The following is a 19,564-nucleotide window of genomic DNA, read 5'->3' as shown; positions in this document are numbered from 1 at the left end:
TATGGACTTGCAAACCTATCTCGCCCGCCGCCCCCCGGGCTACAGCGACACCGTAGCGCTTGGTGGTTGCCTGCGGGCGATGGTCGAAGCCGGGCTAGACCGCTTGCCGCTACCGGGCAGCGGTCACACGTTGCAGCGGTGGCAGCATCTGGCGGATGTCGGCGGACATGACCTGGGCCTGTGCAAACTGTACGAAGGCCACACCGATGCGCTGGCAATCATCGAGCAACTGGGCGGTTCGCCAACGCCCGGCAGCACGTGGGGCATGTGGGCGGCAGAACCGCCGCAAGCACGAGTGCAAGTGCGGCCCGACGGGCACCTGGTGACCTTGCATGGACGCAAGGCCTGGTGTTCCGGCGCCGCAGTGCTTAGCCATGCGCTGCTCACCGCGTGGGACGCCGACGATCAACAGCAACTGGTTGCGGTCGCGCTCGATCAACCGGGCGTGACCATCACCGATCAAGGCTGGGATGCTGTCGGGATGGGCGCCACCGGCAGCGTCGAAGTGTTGTTCGACGGCGCGCAAGCTCAGGCCATCGGCATTCCCGGCGATTACCTGCAACGTCCGGGGTTTTGGCAAGGCGGAATCGGCATCGCCGCCTGCTGGTATGGCGCGGCACGGCAGATTGCCGAGGCGTTGCGCCAACAATGTGCGCAACGGCAAGAGCCACACGCCCTCGCCCACCTCGGCGCGGTCGACACGACGTTGCAAGCCGCCGCCGACGTCCTGCGGTTCAGCGCCTTGCACATCGACGCGCACCCTGAAGACGACGCCGAACTCCTCGCCCGTCGCGCTCGCGCCGTGGTCGAACAGTCGGCTGAGCAGGTGATGCGCGAGGTTGGCCGTGCATTGGGTGCCGGGCCGTTTTGCAAGGATCGGCATTTCGCCCGTTTGATCGCCGACCTGCCGGTCTTCCTGCGGCAAAGCCACGCCGAACGCGACCTCGCCGCCCTCGGCCAAATCGTTGCCGCACAATCAGCAGAGGCCTGGACACTATGAAATTGTTTTCGTCTGACCTACCCCTGTAGGAGCTGCCGAAGGCTGCGATCTTTTGATCTTTTGATCTTTTGATCTTTGACTTTCGCACGGATGACCATTCGTCGGCACCTGTCAGATCTGACAGGTGCGCGATTCATCCAACCCGCGTTCAATCACTCCGTCACCTACCCGACCGGAGTTCCCGCCCATGTCCACCCCTCAAAAGCCCGACAACAGCACCCTGGTTCACAAGGAACTCGACATCCCCGGCCGCACCGGCCCGGTGTCCCTGAGGCCGATGGTATGGGGGATCAACCGGGCCGCTGCGCTTGATAACTTTCCCCGCCAGGGCTTGTTGTGCCGGGCCGGGCCGTGGAGCTTGATGGGGGTTGGCGACAAACTGACGATCATCATGGGCGGCGATCAGGTCCGGCAAGTCACCATCGACAAGGACGAGGTCGATAAAGAACTGCAGATGTTCGTGCCTTCGGCACGCCTCACCGAAGGGACGCACACCATTTCCTACACCGTCACCCGCCTCAACCAAGGCGCCGAGCCTTCGGAGGTAATGGACGTTCTGGTCAAACTCACCCGCCCCGGCGGCCATGACGAATTCGAAGGGCCGGGCCATTCGGAGCTGATCATGAGCATCCCGAAGGACATCATCCAAGGCGGCATTGACAAGGACAACGTCGCCGCCGGCGTGCCGATCACCATCGGCAACGATGACGGTTTGCCACCTTATCCGAACGCGGCGACCGGTGATCAGATCCAGGTGTCCTGGGGTGGCGTCTTTGTGCTCAGTGATCGGCTGACCCATGAACAGGCCGAGGGCAAAGACGAGATCATCGTTCACATCGACAAGGACATCATCCTTAAGGCCGAAGACTCCGATCAGACGGGTCTGGCGGTGGCCTTCGAGGTCTACGACCTGGTGGACAACCGCTCCACGGACTGGAGCTTTGCGCAACGCGTGGTGGTCACCACCGACGCAACCCGATTGGTGGCGCCGCTGCACGAAAAAGCCGTGAACAACGTGTTGGATGTCAAGGACCTGAAGGGTACCCACAGCAATGCGCAGATCGTGGCCTTTGACCTCGACACATTCAAAGAGGGCGACATCATCATATTGCGACTCAGGTGCACTCCGGTGGAGGGCGCCCCGATCGATATCGAGATAACGGGCGAGCCGTTGTTCAACTTGCCAAGCGTTCACCTGATGCCGGTGCCAAACGCTTTACTACGGCTAATGGCCCAGTCCCTGCTCGCGATGTCCTACCGGGTGAAAAAGGCCGATGGCTCCCCCGACCTGCGATCCAAGACCCGGTTCATCAGCGTCATCGGCGAGTTGCAGCGGCTCGCGGCGCCAGTTGCGCTGGATGCGGTGTCGGGTGCGCTCGATCCGGAGTTGGCAACGGTGCGCATCAAAATTCCGTTCGACGACTCCTTCGCCGAAGGTCAGGCGATCCAGCTGTACTGGCTCGGCACCCGTCCGGACTTGACCCCCTACCTGCCCGATCTGTTGCTGCGCTCAATCACCCAAGGCGACGTCACGGCCAAACAGCCGCTGTTTATGAACATCCGTGGTTCGGAGCACCTGCCCCCGATCACCGGCGGCCAGCTGGAGTTGTACTACCGGGTGCTCATCGACGACTCGGTGCTCGGCACGATGAACCGGGTCAACCAGACCCACGCCATCCGCGAATCGGTCCACGCCGAGATCCTGCAAATCGGCGAGCCGCGCCTGGAACTGCCAGAGCCGAAAGTGGACGGCGTCGTCGACGGCGTCCTGCCCCCCGATACCAACGGCACCACCCTCACCGTGGAATACCGGGACACGGCCAAAGGCGACGTAGTGACCTATAAATGGTTCGGCTCCAAAACCGGAGAGGCCAGCGACTCTGTCACGCTGAGCTCGTTCACCGCCGGCCGACCGATTTCGTTCAACATCGACGCGAAATGGATCAAGGGCAATGAAGGCGGGATGGTGTCGGCGTCTTACTCCATCATTCGCAAGGCAGGTGGCACCAGTTATTCCAATGCGCTGGAGTTTCATGTCGGCGTGGCGCTGGAGCTCACAGCGCCCGACATCAAGGAAGCTATTGGAGACAGCCTGAACCCCATCGCGGCCAAGGACACGCTGACGGCGATCATCCCCCAGTACCCCGGCATGTTGGCCACCGACATGATCAGCGTGACCTGGACCGGCACGCCTGGTAACGGCAGTCACACCACCGCTGCGGTGGCGGTGGGCACGGTGGGGCCGAAAGAAATCGTCCTGAATAATAAGGTGCTGGCCTTCAACCTGGGTCTGACGGTGACGGTGACCTACACCGTGACCCGCAATGGCATGCCGAAAATTTCGGACTCGCTGGTGCTGGCGGTGCAGACGATCAAGGACGAGGACGGCCAACTGCCAACTCCGGCAATCGATGGCGCTGCGGGTGACGAGCTCGATGTGAACGCGCTGAACGAGCAAGCCCGGACCCGGGTGCCGGGCTGGCCGTTTATTGCCGAGGGCCAAACGCTGTGGCTGCGGTATTTTGGCACTGAAGAAGATGGTTCGACTTTTACTCATGAGACCTATGTGGCGACCACAATTCCGGCGGACGGCGTACCAGAAGGGGTGCTGCCGCGAGCTCCAGTGGCGGAATTGAGAAAGCTCAAGGACGGCTCGTCATTGCGGATCGAGTTCAAGGTCGGATTTGAGGGCAACAGCGATGAAAGCACGGCAGTGGTTTTTCCGGTTCGCACTTACACCGTCAACGCCGTCCAGGACATCAAACCGCAAATTACATCGGTCAAAGGCTCGCCTAGCGGAATCGAGATCGTGTCGGGCGGGACCACTGTGGAAACAGCCGTGACCTTGACCGGCAGCGCCGCCAAAGGCCAGAAAGTCGACGTGTTAGACGGTACAACGTCCAAAGGTCAACCCATCGCCGATGGGACAACAGGTATCTGGAAGTTGACCATTACCGGATTAAGCGTGGCTGCGCACAGTTTTACCGCCAAAGCGCTTTATGGTAGTGGCCTCACTTCCGATCCACGCACCATTACCGTGATTGCAGAGCAAAAACCCGTCATCAGCAAGGTTACCGGCAGCAACGGCGCCGATATCCCACACAACGGCAGTACCGTCGACACCCGCGTGACGTTGACGGGGAGCGCCACCCCAAATCTCGAGGTGGATATCCTCGATGGCGCCACTTCGCTCGGTAAGGTGTCGGTCAATACCTCTGGCATCTGGACCAAGGCCGTCACCGGCCTGGCGGCCGTCACCCACACCTTCACCGCCAAGGCAACCTACGGCTCCGGCCTCGTCTCCGATCCACGCATCATTACTGTGATTGCAGTGCAAAGACCCGTCATCACCAAGGTTGCCGGCAGCAACGGCGTCAATATCCCAAACAACGGCAGCACCTACGACACCCGCTTGACACTCACAGGAACCGCCACCCCAAATCAAGAGGGGAAGTTGTGGAATGGTGCCAGCAATTTGATTGGTGAGGTGTCGATTAATAGCTCCGGCATCTGGACCACGACCGTCACCGGCTTGAGGTTCGCCAGCCACGCATTCTATGTATCAGCCAACAATCTCCAATCCATGCCAGCACGCGTTGTTACCGTAATCGATTCAACTCCTCCAAAGATCGTCGGTATATACGGAAGTCACTACGGCGCACCAGGAGAGACTTTCATACCTAGTGGTGGTACATGGTCAAAACTTTACATCCGCGTAGTAATGACAGGCGCCCCCGGCCGAACAGTGAGCTTGTATAACACAAACCAAACACCATCAAGATCGATAACCTTTGATGCCAAAGGGTCAGGGAATTATGGACCATTCAGTGGGGGGCCCGTGAACTCAGGCCCCCATTCATGGTACGTAATCGATCCTATAACAGGTACCCGGTCTAACAACTGGGCACTCACATGGACATTGGATACTCTGAAATAGCCGGATGTATTTCGGCTTTCGAGTCGTCAACACTTTTCAAAAACGACGCATGTCGAAATTTGTTCAATGATCTTCGCTTTTTTACCCTTTCGGCCGCTGCAAAGTCCTTTGCAGCGGCCACTTCCTGCATTACACGCGCACCTCTCCTGCGTTCGCCAACAAATATCGGCCGGTCATCCACAGGTTTGACAGGGCGAACAACGTCACCATCTGCGCGGTGTTCTTGGCCAGGCCCCGAAAGCGCACTTTTTATAGCCAAACTTACGTTTGATTAACCCAAATGTGTGCTCAACCCTGGCGCGCACCTGGGCCTTGGCCTTTTCGATTTTGCGGATCGCCTTGTACAAAACACTGTGTACTCCCATGCCGAGCTCTCAATGAGCTGCCGAAGGCTGCGATCTTTAGCTTTTAAACGATGATGTTTAAAAGACACTTGCAGACACGGGATCCAGGCTACGAATCCTTGCGCATTTGCCTACAGCTACGCCAGAATCCGCCGGCTTGTGCGCTTTGGAGGCGGGTTCTATTGTGGGTTGGTCGCTGATTCATCAGCGATCGGGTCTCGCAGCCCGATGATCTCTGGACGCACAACACCCGTCGTTGCTATGGCGGCTGTACGTGGGAGACCTTAGGGTCTGCCGGTTCTAGAGTCCCGGTCTGCGACCCGCGTATAGCTGCCACCTATTTCGTATCGCAGCGAAATGTGGCGGCTCCGTTGACTCTAGGAGCTTTATCAATGATTAAACCAACACCCAACCCACCCGAAACCGACCCCACCTCCCCCTACGAATCCCTCGATTCCAAAAAACTCAACGAAGCCGCCGATCGCGCCCTCGATCACTATCTCTGCCCACCCGGCTCCACCCCACCGCCACGCCAAACCCGCAGGATGTACGCCGTTACCGCAGACTTCAAAAACGAGGAACTGCTGGTCGACGCCTGCGAAACACTCGCCTCAGCCAAAACCATCGCCACTGACTTCGCCCGCCTCTTGCCAGCGTCGCAACGCAGGACGCTGCTAGGTATCGCGCAATTGATCATGCTCGGCGAGTTGGCGGTGAATCGCGTGCTGGATAATCTGGAGTTGCCCGAGAACGCCAGTCCTCGATAAGACTCCGCCCCTGTGGCGAGGGGATTTATCCCCGATGGGCTGCGCAGCAGCCCCCCAAACCTGAAACTTCGATACATCAGGAATATCTCACGCGCAGGTTTTGGGGCTGCTGCGCAGCCATCGGGGATAAATCCCCTCGCCACAAATGGGGTTGCTCCACCATCGGGTGGGTGCGCGCATTCCGACGGAACTGCCACACCCACCCACCAGTCGCATGAACAGGCACTCAGGATTCAGAGGAGTAACCGTGTTCAGCGATCCCCAGCCTCACCTCGTCGACTTCCCCGCCATCCACCGCATGCGAGGGCTGACGGTCAATATCTATAAGGGTTTCACTGCGTTCAGCAGGCGTTTCATCCTGCCGGAATTGCATAAAGTGGTGGGTGAACACGAGCGGCATTCGAACCGCTACAAAGAATGGCAGCAAACTTCGCAATACGAATCCGCAGAGGCCTGGACGCTATGAACGCCGCGAAGAAAGACAACCCGATCGTCGGCCATGGCACGTCTCTGCAGCAATGGCAGAACTCGCGGCATCTGGCGGAACTGGACACCATCAATATTCTCGAGCTTGTGCCTGCGGGCGCCCGGGCGGTGATCATTGCCCCGCACCCGGACGATGAAGTGCTGGGCTGTGGCGGCATGCTGCAATTGCTCGCCGCCGCCGAGCGGCCGTTGCAACTGATCTCGGTCACCGACGGCTGTGCCAGTCACCCCGGCTCGGAGCGCTGGCCGGTCGAACGACTGAGCGTGATCCGTCCGCAGGAGTCCGCCGAAGCCTTGCGCCGCCTCGGCCTGCCGATGCATCAACTAAAGTGGCTGCGCGGTGGCTTCGCCGACACCCAAGTGGCCGCTCAGGAATCTGCGTTAAGTGAATTTATCGAACGCCATCTGCGCCCCAACGACGTGGTCTTAACCACTTGGCGCGAGGATGGTCATTGCGATCACGAAGCCGTAGGCCGCGCCAGCGCTGCAGCTGCGCGAAGAGCCGGCGCAACCTGCCACGAACTGCCGGTGTGGACGTGGCATTGGGCATCCCCCGAAGACGCGGTTGTCCCGTGGCATCGGGCCCGCAAGATTCTACTGACCCCCGAACAAGTCGCACGCAAACGCCACGCGGTGCACGCTTTTGCCAGTCAACTTGAAGGTGATCCCCCAGCCGGACTCGCTCCGGTGCTGGCGCCGCATATTCTCGAGCGTCTGCTGCAACCATTCGAAGTGGTGTTTCTATGAGCGTCGAGGATCGTTATTTCGAAGGCCTGTTCGCCGGCAACGACGACCCGTGGGCGTTCCGTCAGCGCTGGTACGAACAGCGCAAACGCGCAGTTACCCTCGCGGCGTTGCCCCGCCCGCACTATCGGGCGATTTTCGAACCGGGCTGCGCCAATGGCGAACTGAGCGCCGAACTCGCCGGCCGTTGTGACCGACTGTTGTGCTGCGACACGGCGAGCGCGGCAGTAAAACTGGCGCGAACCCGATTGGGTCAGTTTGATCACGCCGAAGTCCGCCAAAGTCGCTTGCCCGGCGACTGGCCGGAGGAAAAATTCGACCTGATTGTATTTAGCGAAATCGGCTACTACCTCGACAGCAAGGATCTGACAGAAGTGATCCGTCGAATCAACGATTCCCTGACGGCCGACGGCCAATTACTGGCCTGTCACTGGCGCCCGCCCATTGAGGGCTGCCCGCTGAACGCACGGCAGGTTCACGATCTGATTCACGAACAATTGCAGCTGCCGCGTGTGGCACTGCACCAGGAGGCGGACTTTATTCTCGAGGTGTGGAGCCGCGAACCGCGCTCAGTGGCGGCGTTGGAGGGTTTGCGATGATTGGCATTCTGATCCCGGCGCACAACGAAGAAGACCTGCTCGACGAATGCCTGAGTGCCGCCATGCGCGCCAGCCAGCACGGTTTGCTCGCCGGTGAACGAGTCGAAGTGCTGGTGGTGCTCGACAGCTGCACTGATCGCTCTGCGCAAATCGTCAACAATTATCCAGTGTTGAGTTTGCACATCGAGGCACGCAACGTTGGCCAGGCCCGTGCCGCCGGTGCCCAGCTGTTACTGGAGCGCGGCGCGCGCTGGATCTCCTGCTCGGATGCTGACAGCCGCGTCGCCGATGACTGGCTGGTGGCTCAGCTCGGGCTTGGCGCGGACGCGGTGTGCGGCACGGTCACCGTCGAGCGCTGGCATGAGTCGTTCGATGAAGCGGCGCAGATCCACTACCACCGAAACTATCGGGCCTGCGAGGGTCATCGGCATATCCATGGCGCCAATCTGGGCATCAGCGCAGACGCCTATCGGTGGGCCGGAGGCTTTAAACCGCTGGCCTGCGACGAAGATGTGCAACTGGTCCGCGAGCTGGAACTGGTCGGCGCCAACATCGCCTGGAGCCATCGCCCGCAGGTTCACACCAGCGCTCGCCTGGACAGTCGGGCCCGCGGCGGTTTTGGTGACTACTTGCGTCATTTGGCACAGTTGGAAGCAAAAAAACCGGATCAGATTGATCTGTGACGCGACGAATGTGAGTTCATGGGCAATACTCCTGTGCGCGGCAATCCAGGGTTCGGAGCGCTGCAAGGCAATCAACCAGCCTTCACGGGTCGGCCCCGTCGGATTTCATGACGGCGAGCGTGATCGAGGGCGAGACAAACAAGGACGTCATACCCATGAAACCGTTATCGCTAAGTGAAGGCCCTTCGTCGGCGCAAATCTGGAACAGCGCAGCGCAACTCGACAACATCCCCGTCATCAATACCCGCAGCCTGGTGCCCACTGGCGCGCGCGCGGTGATCATCGCGCCGCATCCCGGCGACGAAGTGGTCACCTGCGGCGGCCTGCTGCAATTACTTTCAAGCCTGGGCCATCCGCTGCAACTGCTCTCCATCACCGATGGCAGCGCCAGCCACCCCGGTTCACGACAATGGTCGGAAAAACGCCTGAGCGTATTTCGCCCGCAGGAAAGCGTCGAAGCCCTACGCCGCCTCGGCTTGCCGATGCACAGCCTGAAATGGGTGCGCGGCGGCTTCACCGACAACGCCCTGAGCGATCAACACAGCCAGTTGACCGAATTCATCGGCCGCTACCTGCGACCCGGCGACGTGGTGTTCAGCACTTGGCGCGGCGACGGCAACGACGACCACGAAGCCGTCGGTCGCGCCAGTGCCGAAGCCGCCGAACTGGCCGGCGTGACTTTCCACGACGTGCCTGTGTGGGCATGGCACTGGCCAGAGCGAGACCGGTCACTGATACCCTGGGAGCGCGCCCGCAAACTGCGCCTCGACACCTGGACCGTTGCGCGCAAGAGCCACGCTACTCACGCGTACGCCAGCCAGCTCAAGGGCGAACCGGCACTGGGTATTGCGCCAATGCTGCCGCCGGTGATCCTTGAACGGATGCGTTTGCCGTATGAGATTGTTTTCGTCTGACCTCCCCCTGTAGGAGCTGCCGAAGGCTGCGATCTTTTGATCTTTGACTTTCGCACGGATGACCATTCGTCGGCACCTGTCAGATCTGACAGGTGCGCGATTCATCCAACCCGCGTTCAATCACTCCGTCACCTACCCGACCGGAGTTCCCGCCCATGTCCACCCCTCAAATGCCCGACAACAGCACCCTGGTTCACAAGGAACTCGACATCCCCGGCCGCACCGGCCCGGTGTCCCTGAGGCCGACGGTATGGGGGATTAACCGGGCAGCCGCGCTTGATAACTTCCCCCGCCAGGGCATGTTGTGTAGGGCCGGGCCGTGGAGTTTGATGGGGGTTGGCGACAAACTGACGATCATTATGGGCGGCGATCAGGTCCGGCAAGTCACCATCGACAAGGACGAGGTCGATAAAGAACTGCAGATGTTCGTGCCTTCGGCACGCCTCACCGAAGGGACGCACACCATTTCCTACACCGTCACCCGCCTCAACCAAGGCGCCGAGCCTTCGGAGGTGATGGACGTTCTGGTCAAACTCACCCGCCCCGGCGGCCATGACGAAACCGAAGGGCCGGGCCATTCGGAGCTGATCATGAGCATCCCGAAGGACATCATCCAAGGCGGCATTGACAAGGACAACGTCGCCGCCGGCGTGCCGATCACCATCGGCAACGATGACGGCTTGCCACCTTATCCGAACGCGGCAACCGGTGATCAGATCCAGGTGTCCTGGGGTGGCGTCTTTGTGCTCAGTGATCGGCTGACCCGTGAACAGGCCGAGGGCAAAAAGCCGATCACCGTTCACGTCGGCAAGGACATCATTCTTAAGGCCGAAGACTCCGATCAGACGGGTCTGGCGGTGGCCTTCGAGGTCTACGACCTAGTGGACAACCGCTCCTCGGACTGGAGCTTTGCGCAACGCGTGGTGGTCACCATCGACGCCACCCGATTGGTGGCGCCGTTGCTCGAGGAAACCGTGAACAACGTGCTGGACGTCGACAAGCTGGAAAACAGAAACGGCACCGCGCAGATCGTGGCCTTTGACCTCGACAAATTCAAAGAGGGCGACATCATCATATTGCGACTCAGGTGCACTCCGGTGGAGGGCGCCCCGATCGATATCGAGATAACGGGCGAGCCGTTGTTCAACTTGCCAAGCGTTCACGTAATGACGGTGCCAAACCCTTTACTGCGGCAAATGGCCCAGTCCCTGCTCGCGATGTCCTACCGGGTGAAAAAGGCCGATGGCTCCCCCGACCTGCGATCCAAGACCCGGTTCATCAGCGTCATCGGCGAGTTGCAGCGGCTCGCGGCGCCAGTTGCGCTGGATGCGGTGTCGGGTGCGCTCGATCCGGAGTTGGCAACGGTGCGCATCAAAATTCCGTTCGACGACTCCTTCGCCGAAGGTCAGGCGATCCAGCTGTTCTGGCTCGGCACCCGCCCGGACCTGACCCCCTACCTGCCCGATCTGTTGCTGCGCTCAATCACCCAAGGCGACGTCACGGCCAAACAGCCGCTGTTTATGAACATCCGTGGCTCGGAGCACCTGCCCCCGATCACCGGCGGCCAGTTGGAGTTGTACTACCGGGTGCTCATCGACGACTCGGTGCTCGGCACGATGAACCGGGTCAACCAGACCCACGCCATCCGCGAATCGATCCACGCCGATATCCTGCAAATCGGCGAGCCGCGCCTGGAGTTGCCAGAGCCGAAAGTGGACGGCGTCGTCGACGGCGTCCTGCCCCCCGACACCAACGGCACCACCCTCACCGTGGAATACACGGACACGGCCATAGGCGACGTAGTGACCTACCACTGGTTCGGTACAAAAACCGGCGAGCACAGCGACTCGGTCACTTTGAGCTCATTCACCGCCGGCCGGCCGATTTCGTTCAACATCGACGCGAAATGGATCAAGGGCAATGAAGGCGGGATGGTGTCGGCGTCTTACTCCATCAAACGGGCGGCGGGAGGGACGAGTTATTCCAATGCGCTGGAGTTTCATGTCGGCGTGGCGCTGGAGCTGGAAGCGCCCGACATCAAGGAAGCTATTGGAGACAGCCTGAACCCCATCGCGGCCAAGGACACGCTGACGGCGATCATCCCGCAGTACCCCGGCATGCTGGCCACCGACATGATCAGCGTGACATGGACCGGCACGCCAGGTAACGGCAGTCACACCACCGCTGCGGTGGTGGTGGATGTGGTGGAGGCCAAAGAGATCGAGCTGCTCAATTCGGTGGTGGCTTTTAACCTGGGGCTGACGGTGACGGTGAACTACATCGTGACCCGCAATGGCATGCCGAAAATTTCGGACTCGCTGTATCTGACGGTGCAGAAGATCACCGAGAGCGATCTGCCATTGTCGACGCCGGTCATTAATGACAACACCGGTAGCGAGCTAGATGTGACGACACTGCCGGCCGGAGCAAAGACGCGCATTGCCGGTTGGCCGTTCATTGCGCTCAGACAACGCATATGGCTGCGCTATTTTGTCGAAGGCGACTCTACGCCGATCCATACAGAATACGAAGGCACCGAGATTCCGGTTACCGGTGTGCCAAGCGGGATGTTCCCGAATACCCCGGTGGGCAAGCTCAAGGAATTGGCCGATGGGGCCAGATTACGGATCGAGTTCAAGGTGAGCTTTGACGGCAGCAGCGATGAAAGTACGGCGGTGATTTTTCCGGTTCGCACTTATACCGTCAAGGCTGTGGAGGATTTGAAACCTGAAATCAACTCAATCAAAGGTTCCCCGAGCGGCGCGGAAATCCCGCCGAACGGAACAACTGAGGAAACCGCCGTGATCCTCTCCGGCACTGCAGCCAAGGGACAGCAGATCGAGGTGTTTGACGGCATAACGCCCAAAGGCCGACCCGTCGCTCACACGACAACCGGCCTCTGGGAACTGGCCGTTAACGAACTTAGCGTTGGCGCGCACAGTTTCAAAGCCAAGGCCTTGTACGGCTCGGGCGCAGAGTCGGCAGTTCGGACGTTCACCGTGGCAGACAAATTGAAAATCACACACATTCAAGATCCACAGTACATGACGGTCAGTCCCGATGGAGCATTCGTCCATGTAGGCTGTTATGGAGAGCCATATTATAATGGTAATATATCGCTGAACCTGATCAATCTAGCGAAACAGACAATAACGAAATCTGTGGCCCCGGGCTATGTCGCTAGTGCAGTACTCTCTCCAGACGGCAGGCGAATCTACGTTTGTGCGGGCAACATCATCGAGTACGATGCAACTGACTTGACACTCAAACGGACCTACACTCGCAAGTACACCCCTGTATCATTGGCTTTAAGCCCTGACAACACCCGATTCTAATGCGTAATCGCTGACACCCAATCTTCACCCCCTGGAAAACTGGAAGTAATTGATATTGCCGGCGGCCAGACTATTCGAACAATCGTCTTGGGGTATAACTTGGGTAAAAACCTTATAAATCCCGAAGGCAGTCGACTTTATGTTGTAAGCCGAAATAGTATAGGTACTGCGCAAGGCGGAGTTGGCGTAATTGACACCAGCACTACGCGACTTATTGACGTCATTGACACAGGACACAATCCTTCAGACATGGTCGCAAGCCCTGACTGGGAATTCTTATATGTTGCAAGGGCATATACAAACGAATTAATCGAAATCAGCACCCGCACAAATAAGATTACACGCCGCATACCAACCAAGTTAAAAATAGCAAAGCTAGCAATCACGCCGGATGGAAAACATTTGTGTGGTGTCGGGCCTGACAATAATAACGAAGCCACGATATTCGATACCAAAACACTGAATGCTCGCCCCATCCCTGCTGGCCGCAAGCCTTCCGCAGTAGCCTTTAGCAAGGACGGCCAGCGCGTATACATCTGCAATTTTCAAGACGACAACTTATGGGATTTTTCTTGGCTATAAGGATTTGAATACCCATTCTGAAAATTTAAATGAGCGAGCTGTCGTAGCGGATTACGTCCGCTACGACACACATAAACCGCCCTGCGACCACCCCCTCTTCGCCACCCAATCCGGAATTCCGTCACTCGACGCCCGCACCGTCCCCCTGTACGGCGGCGATACTGCTGCACGATCGCTGTGGAAAAACGGGAAGGCCGATAAAAGTGCGGGTCTACAGGGAGAAAAAAATCAAAAGATCGCAGCCTTCGCCAACTCTTACAGGGCTCGGTTCACTTCGCACAAACGACCACTCGTCGCCACCTGTCAGATCTGACAGGTGCGCATTTAATCGTTTCACGTTCTGATAGCGCCTGCATATCCCCAAAACACAGGAGCTTCATCCATGAACAACTCACAGAATATTTCACAAACATATTACGAAGACTTTGAAGCTGAAAAAACGCCCGCGGGCATACCTGAAACCGGGTACACAACTACAAACGGCCTGACCCTTCACGTGGTACGTGGTGATATGGGACTTGTAGAGGAATATGACGATAAACTTTTGAACATGGGCCCGAACTCCGAAGTAAGCATAAAGTTAAGCGCTTCATCTACCCAGTTCGAAATTGCGGGCATGCCTGGAGCTCCGACAACAATTACTTTACACAACGAGACAGGCGAGTTTGTTGGCGATCAAATCTGGAAAGAAGATACGAAGTCTTTTACATCAGCAAAACCTGTTACCTATCTCAGGGTCTACTGTGATACACCGGGTGCGGAAATTCAGATAACACGTGTGGGTTGGAGCGAATAAAGCAAGAACCATATTTTTTAACTAGCGGCGAACGCTGACAGAAACAACGTCTTCACTTTAACCTCCTACTCCTACGCCACACTCCGAAATAGATATAACGCAGGATTTGTCGAGTAAAACCAGGCCGCGATCTCTTGATCTTGCTTTGTGAAGATCAAAAGATCGCAGGCTTCAAGTTTTTGGGCCTGGTGGCCTATCTGGAAGGAACTGCCGCCCCCACCCACCAGTCGCATGAACAGGCACTCAGGATTCAGAGGAGTAACCGTGTCCAGCGATCCCCAGCCTCACCTCGTCGACGCACCCGCCATCCATCGTTTGCGGGTGCTGACGGTCAATACCCACAAGGGTTTTACCGCGTTCAACCGGCGTTTCATCCTGCCGGAATTGCGTGAAGCAGTGCGCAGCACTTCGGCCGATCTGGTGTTTTTGCAGGAAGTGGTGGGTGAACACGAGCGGCATTCGAACCGCTACAACGAATGGCCGCAAACCTCGCAATACGAATTTCTCGCCGACAGCATGTGGAGCGATTTTGCCTACGGGCGTAATGCGGTGTATCCCGACGGCCATCACGGTAATGCGTTGCTGTCGAAATACCCGATCCGCGAATACCGCAACCTCGATGTCTCGATCACCGGCCCCGAGCGCCGGGGCCTCTTGCACTGTGTGCTGGATGTGCCGGGGCATGCAGAAGTACACGCGATCTGCGTGCACTTGAGTCTGCTCGAAAGCCATCGCCAATTGCAGCTGCAACTGCTCTGTCAGTTGCTCGAATCCCTTCCGGACGATGCACCGGTGATTATTGCTGGCGACTTCAACGATTGGCAGTTGCAGGGCAACGCCGCCCTCGCCCGTCGTGATTATCTGCACGAAGCCTTCGAACGCCATCACGGTCGCCCGGCCAAGACTTATCCGGCACGGTTTCCCTTGTTGCGTCTGGACCGGATCTACCTGCGCAACGCCAGCAGTCATAACCCGCAAATCCTTGGCAACAAGCCTTGGACACACCTGTCGGATCATTTGCCGCTGGCGGTTGAAGTGCATCTTTAGCAACGCATCGCATATGACCGTTCGTCAGACATGCGGTGCAGTGCCGGGAAAACCTTCTAGACCTGTAAAGGCTAAGGACAAGCACTTCATAACGTTAGGGTTCAGATCTCACGTAGTTCATCAGCAGTTCAGAGGTTTTTAGATCAGGCACCCGTTCAAGGATGAATACCCCACTGGTTCCTCCATGGAAACTGCCAACATGCGATCTATAAATACTTTGAAGGCTTTGCCACACACATTGCTCCTGCCCGCTTCACTGCTGCTGGTCATCAGCCCGCCAGCCTGGTCTGCCTGCGTATTGACGCCCGGCGCCGGTAACGACGCCTTTACCTGTGACAGCGGCACCAGCGGCTCACTGACCGATCTTGCGGGCAACAACAGCCTGACTCTTCCCGCCAATGGCACGGGCCAGATCAACGGCAGCGTGACCTTTGGCAATGGTACCGACCGTGTCGACATAAACTCCGGCGTCATCACTGGCGCCGTCAGCCAAGGCAATGGCATTGATGATTTCGTCATGTCTGGCGGTTCGATAGGCTCCCTGGCACAGGGCGACAGTCGCGACACCTTCCTGATGACCGGCGGCACCATCGTCGGAGCTTTTGAGGACGGCGATGTCGCGCGCATGACCGACGGCAGCATCGGCCGGGTCGACATGAAGCTCGACAACAATATTTTCGATCTGTCCGGCGGGCAGATTATCGGCAACCTGGTGACCGGTTTTGGCACCGACACCATCATCGTCTCCGGCGGGCGCGTTGGCGGCAACGTCAGTGTCAGCGGCGGCAACGACAGCATCACCGTGACCGGTGGCGAAATCGGCGGCGAGATCCGCGCCAGTACCGGCAATGACACCTTGCTGTGGGATGGCGATGGCATTATCCGCTCGGCAATCCTGATGGACGTCGGCAATGACAGCGCCACATTGCGCAACCTTGACGACAACATTCTTGCGCTGACCCCCAGCATCAATGGCGGCGTCGGCACCGATGTGCTGACTTTCGACAATACGCCCACTGCCCTGCCCGCGCGGTTTATCAACTGGGAAACAGTCAATCTGAGCAACGGTTCGCAGCTGGATCTGGGCTCAAGCAGCCTGGTGCTGGGCGATGCCGGAACCGGTAGTGGCGTACTGAATGTCGATGCGAGCAGCGTTGTACTCGCCACGCAAGGGGCTGTCTCACCGGCAGTGGCCGGGCAAGCGGTGACTTTCAATAACGCTGGCATCATTGACCTGACCCGCAACAACAGCCGCACCGATGACACGCTCACCGTGCAGGGTAACTATGTTGGCGGCAGCGGGGTTGGCGGCAGCGGCCAGTTGCTGCTGCAAAGTGTGGTGGCTGGCGATGATTCGCCGAGTGACAAACTGGTGGTCAACGACGGCAGCCTCGGCGGTGCAACGGTGATCAGCGTCAGCAACGTCGGCGGACTCGGCGCACTGACCCAGGTAAACGGCATCCAGCTGGTGCAGGCGCAGGGCAGCACGGTCAGTACCGATAACGCGTTTACCCTCAGCGGCCCGGTGTCTGCCGGCGCCTACGATTACTACTTGTTCAAGGGCGGCGTGACTGCCGGTACGGAGAACAGTTGGTACTTGCGCTCAGCCGTGGTTGCGCCCCAAGTGATCAGCGTGCCGAATCCCGATCCAGCGTTGCCACCGATTCTGGTTCCGGTCGTGCCCACCCCCGTCGCGGCAGCTATCACTCCCATTGCCAACCCGCCTGTCGTACCCGGCGAACCTGGAGAACCTGGAGAACCTGGAGAACCTGGAGAACCTACGCCTAGCCCGGCGCCGCCGGCACTGGCTGTATTGCCTGTCCTGCCGGCGGCTGTGGCGGGCGCCGAGCCGATTCCCCTCTATCGTCCGGAAGTCCCGACCTGGTCGGTACTGCCACCCGCTGCGGCGCAGTTGACGCTCAACGCACTGGGCACCTTCCATGATCGCCAGGGCGAGCAACGCTTGCTCAGCGAGACCGGCGCGTTCGGTGCAGGTTGGGGTCGGGTCTATGGCAAAAACATCGATCAGACCTGGGCCGGCACCGTCACTCCGCGCCTGGACGGCTCACTCAATGGTTTTCAGGTTGGCAACGATCTGTTCAGTTCGCTTACCTCGGGTGGCCAGACTCAGCGTCTCGGTTTCTTCGTTGGCCATAGTCGTTTGCAAGGTGATGTCGACGGCTTCAACGAAGGCTTTCAGGACAACAGCGCCGGCAAGATCAAACTCGAAGGCGACAGTTATGGCTTGTACTGGACGCTGACCGATCCGTACGGCTGGTACATCGACACGGTTGTGATGGGCACCCGTTTCGATGGCGACAGTCATTCCGACCGTGGTGTAGAGCTGGACAATCGCGGGCATGCGCTGACGCTCTCGGCAGAAGCGGGTTATCCCTTTGCGCTCAACGACACCTGGGTCGTCGAGCCGCAGGTGCAAGTCATCCACCAGAAAATCTCCCTCGACAGCCAGGACGATGGCATTTCACGGGTGTCGTTCGACTCCGACGACGCCTGGACCAGTCGCCTCGGCACGCGACTCAAGGGTCGCTATCAGGTCAGCGGCATGCCGCTGGAACCGTATCTGCGTGCCAACCTGTGGCATACGTTTTCCGGCACCGATTCGGTGACTTTCGACGACAGTGATGTGATCAGCACCGAGCAAAAATCCTCCACGGCGGATGTCGGCCTCGGTGTGGTGCTGACCCTCGACCGCGCAGTGAGTGTCTACGCCAGCACCGATTACAGCCGCAATATTGACAGCAATGACCTGCGCGGCGTGTCGGGTAATATCGGGATCCGCATCAGCTGGTAGACCTTCCGTCGGCAATAAAAAGCTCTGGACCGGCGCTTTCGTTGCGTTTTTCTATGCAAACAACCACTTAGTTATGTGCAGAAAAACAAACGCTTGCGCCGGACAATTTGCCACTACCGCTCATCGTTCAATTTCTTGACGCGCGCCCCTGACTCTTCTTATCTCTACCTTACTACCCCCGGAATCCTAACCGGGGCGAGCCTTCGGACTCTCGCGAAATCGAGCGCCCACGGTTTGCCTCGCTCCATTCGGTCGCCCCTCGTTCGGGGTAGGAGAGGCGCCACATCGAGATGCCGCATGCGCCTGCAAGGTAGACCTCCATGAAAATTTCCATCACCCCACACGAGATCAAAATCACTTTTTGCACAGTGTCGAGTTCTATCTTGCTGTGCTCATCCATGGAGGCGCAGGCCGGTTCTGCGGCGGATGAAACTTCCCCTTGGTATCGAGAGAACGTCCCGGTGATGACCTTGCCTGCGACGGTGATCACGCCCGGCCCGCAACGCTTCAGTCAACGCCCTGACTTGCAAGACTCCCGCCTGATCACCGAAGACCTCGCGCCCGGCGCCTGGGAGCGGTTTTACGGCGCCAGTTCCCGACAAGCGCAAACCGACGTGCTGTCGTCAGGTTTCGCAATACCCGGCGGTGGCCATTCAAAAGGCCCTGCTGTCCTGACCCTGCAAAGCGGTAACGGCGCCACCCAGACCATCGGTTTGATTGGCGGCGCGCACCAGATTCAGGCCAACGGCAACGGCCCGCTCACCAGTCGTGCCCTCGCCGACCCGTCCACCGCGACCCTGAATCTGCAAGGCCAAAGCCTCGGCGCCTATTACAGCCTGACGGGCGCCCAGGGCTGGCACGTCGACCTGTCGGCCAGCGGCGGCCGCGTCAGTGGTTTCAGTCGCAATCAACAAGGTGCGCGGCAAGTTACCGAAGGCAGCGCGATAACCTTCTCGGTCGAGGGCGGCTATCCGATTGGCTTGAGCGAAAACTGGGTGGTCGAACCGCAGGCACAATTGATCAATCAGCGCATCACCCTCGACACCCCTTACGCGGGTTCGGGCAACGCGTCTTCAAGCGACCTGAACTCATGGAGCGGCCGCGTCGGCGCACGGTTGAAAGGCAGTTATGACTTGAACGGTTTACCGGTCGAACCCTATGTGCGGACCAACCTGTGGCACACGGTGTATACCGGCAGCACAGTGACCCTGGATCAGGTCGACAAGATCAGCAGCAGTCGCAAATCATCAACTGTAGAATTGGGATTGGGTTTGGTGGCGCGGGTGACACCGGTGGTGAGCCTGTACGTCAGCGCCGATTACAGCAGTGATGTTGATGACAATGATCTGAACGGGCTAATTGGCAGTTTGGGTGTGCGGATGCGGTGGTGATCTTCGGGTCACCGAAGATCCCTGTGGGAGCTGGCTTGCCAGCGATGGCGGTGGATCATGCAACAGTAATGTTGAATGTTCCGCCCTCATCGCGGGCAAGCCCGCTCCCACAGGTTATGCGGTGTCT

General features: G+C 58.8%; 13 protein-coding genes and 2 pseudogenes. 14 read left to right on the top strand and 1 reads right to left on the bottom strand.

What is annotated here, in order from left to right; all coding sequences use genetic code 11:
• Window position 1 precedes the first annotated feature (1 nt).
• Window positions 2-1,000, top strand: a complete 999-nt coding sequence (locus ICA15_RS22595) for an acyl-CoA dehydrogenase family protein (protein ID WP_210554690.1) — start codon at window positions 2-4, stop codon at window positions 998-1,000.
• A gap of 187 nt (window positions 1,001-1,187) precedes the next feature.
• Window positions 1,188-4,937, top strand: coding sequence for a hypothetical protein (locus tag ICA15_RS22590; protein WP_210554689.1), 3,750 nt, complete (start codon window positions 1,188-1,190; stop codon window positions 4,935-4,937).
• 129 nt (window positions 4,938-5,066) lie between these two features.
• On the opposite strand, the pseudogene ICA15_RS22585 reads toward ICA15_RS22590, so the two are convergent.
• A pseudogene (locus ICA15_RS22585) lies at window positions 5,067-5,290 on the bottom strand (transposase); the annotation flags it as partial.
• A gap of 383 nt (window positions 5,291-5,673) precedes the next feature.
• On the opposite strand from ICA15_RS22585, the gene ICA15_RS22580 reads away from it, so the two are divergent.
• The 12 genes and pseudogenes from ICA15_RS22580 (at window position 5,674) to ICA15_RS22525 (ending at window position 19,437) form a co-directional block, all read left to right on the top strand.
• Window positions 5,674-6,048, top strand: coding sequence for a DUF6124 family protein (locus tag ICA15_RS22580; protein ID WP_210554688.1), 375 nt, complete (start codon window positions 5,674-5,676; stop codon window positions 6,046-6,048).
• A gap of 298 nt (window positions 6,049-6,346) precedes the next feature.
• Window positions 6,347-6,490 (top strand): annotated as a pseudogene (locus ICA15_RS22575) (EEP domain-containing protein); the annotation flags it as partial.
• A 20-nt stretch (window positions 6,491-6,510) separates the two neighbouring features.
• Window positions 6,511-7,281, top strand: a complete 771-nt coding sequence (locus ICA15_RS22570) for a PIG-L deacetylase family protein (protein ID WP_210554687.1) — start codon at window positions 6,511-6,513, stop codon at window positions 7,279-7,281.
• Entirely contained in the window at window positions 7,278-7,877 is a 600-nt protein-coding gene (locus ICA15_RS22565) for an SAM-dependent methyltransferase (RefSeq protein ID WP_210554686.1), read from the top strand. The genes ICA15_RS22570 and ICA15_RS22565 overlap by 4 nt, the downstream gene beginning before the upstream one ends.
• Window positions 7,874-8,560 carry a glycosyltransferase gene (locus ICA15_RS22560; RefSeq protein WP_210554685.1) on the top strand — a complete coding sequence of 229 codons (687 nt, stop codon included), beginning with the start codon at window positions 7,874-7,876 and terminating at the stop codon, window positions 8,558-8,560. Before ICA15_RS22565 ends, ICA15_RS22560 begins: the two co-directional genes overlap by 4 nt.
• A gap of 155 nt (window positions 8,561-8,715) precedes the next feature.
• The gene (locus tag ICA15_RS22555; RefSeq protein ID WP_150615747.1) at window positions 8,716-9,474 is read left to right on the top strand and encodes a PIG-L deacetylase family protein; all 759 of its coding nucleotides are present in this window, start codon (window positions 8,716-8,718) and stop codon (window positions 9,472-9,474) included.
• 155 nt (window positions 9,475-9,629) lie between these two features.
• Entirely contained in the window at window positions 9,630-12,809 is a 3,180-nt protein-coding gene (locus tag ICA15_RS22550) for a YncE family protein (RefSeq protein WP_210554684.1), read from the top strand.
• A 99-nt stretch (window positions 12,810-12,908) separates the two neighbouring features.
• Entirely contained in the window at window positions 12,909-13,391 is a 483-nt protein-coding gene (locus tag ICA15_RS22545; RefSeq protein ID WP_210554683.1) for a YncE family protein, read from the top strand.
• A 382-nt stretch (window positions 13,392-13,773) separates the two neighbouring features.
• A complete protein-coding gene (locus ICA15_RS22540; protein WP_210554682.1) occupies window positions 13,774-14,187 on the top strand; it encodes a hypothetical protein in 414 nt (137 codons plus the stop codon).
• 264 nt (window positions 14,188-14,451) lie between these two features.
• A complete protein-coding gene (locus tag ICA15_RS22535; RefSeq protein ID WP_210554681.1) occupies window positions 14,452-15,234 on the top strand; it encodes an endonuclease/exonuclease/phosphatase family protein in 783 nt (260 codons plus the stop codon).
• A gap of 199 nt (window positions 15,235-15,433) precedes the next feature.
• A complete protein-coding gene (locus ICA15_RS22530) occupies window positions 15,434-18,046 on the top strand; it encodes an autotransporter outer membrane beta-barrel domain-containing protein (protein ID WP_210554680.1) in 2,613 nt (870 codons plus the stop codon).
• A gap of 320 nt (window positions 18,047-18,366) precedes the next feature.
• Window positions 18,367-19,437, top strand: coding sequence for an autotransporter domain-containing protein (locus ICA15_RS22525; RefSeq protein ID WP_210554679.1), 1,071 nt, complete (start codon window positions 18,367-18,369; stop codon window positions 19,435-19,437).
• Window positions 19,438-19,564: the final 127 nt, after the last annotated feature.

This window comes from Pseudomonas sp. P116 (genome assembly GCF_020149425.1).
GTDB classification, from domain to species: domain Bacteria; phylum Pseudomonadota; class Gammaproteobacteria; order Pseudomonadales; family Pseudomonadaceae; genus Aquipseudomonas; species Aquipseudomonas anatoliensis.
Note: the sequence above shows the minus strand (reverse complement) of the source record. Positions and strands in the feature narration are given on the sequence as shown.

Coding starts and splice junctions, on each gene's coding strand:
- ICA15_RS22530 (WP_210554680.1), top strand. CDS start 15,434: ATGCGATCTATAAATACTTTGAAGGCTTTGCCACACACATTGCTCCTG.
- ICA15_RS22555 (WP_150615747.1), top strand. CDS start 8,716: ATGAAACCGTTATCGCTAAGTGAAGGCCCTTCGTCGGCGCAAATCTGG.
- ICA15_RS22570 (WP_210554687.1), top strand. CDS start 6,511: ATGAACGCCGCGAAGAAAGACAACCCGATCGTCGGCCATGGCACGTCT.
- ICA15_RS22595 (WP_210554690.1), top strand. CDS start 2: ATGGACTTGCAAACCTATCTCGCCCGCCGCCCCCCGGGCTACAGCGAC.
- ICA15_RS22580 (WP_210554688.1), top strand. CDS start 5,674: ATGATTAAACCAACACCCAACCCACCCGAAACCGACCCCACCTCCCCC.
- ICA15_RS22590 (WP_210554689.1), top strand. CDS start 1,188: ATGTCCACCCCTCAAAAGCCCGACAACAGCACCCTGGTTCACAAGGAA.
- ICA15_RS22550 (WP_210554684.1), top strand. CDS start 9,630: ATGTCCACCCCTCAAATGCCCGACAACAGCACCCTGGTTCACAAGGAA.
- ICA15_RS22540 (WP_210554682.1), top strand. CDS start 13,774: ATGAACAACTCACAGAATATTTCACAAACATATTACGAAGACTTTGAA.
- ICA15_RS22565 (WP_210554686.1), top strand. CDS start 7,278: ATGAGCGTCGAGGATCGTTATTTCGAAGGCCTGTTCGCCGGCAACGAC.
- ICA15_RS22560 (WP_210554685.1), top strand. CDS start 7,874: ATGATTGGCATTCTGATCCCGGCGCACAACGAAGAAGACCTGCTCGAC.
- ICA15_RS22525 (WP_210554679.1), top strand. CDS start 18,367: ATGAAAATTTCCATCACCCCACACGAGATCAAAATCACTTTTTGCACA.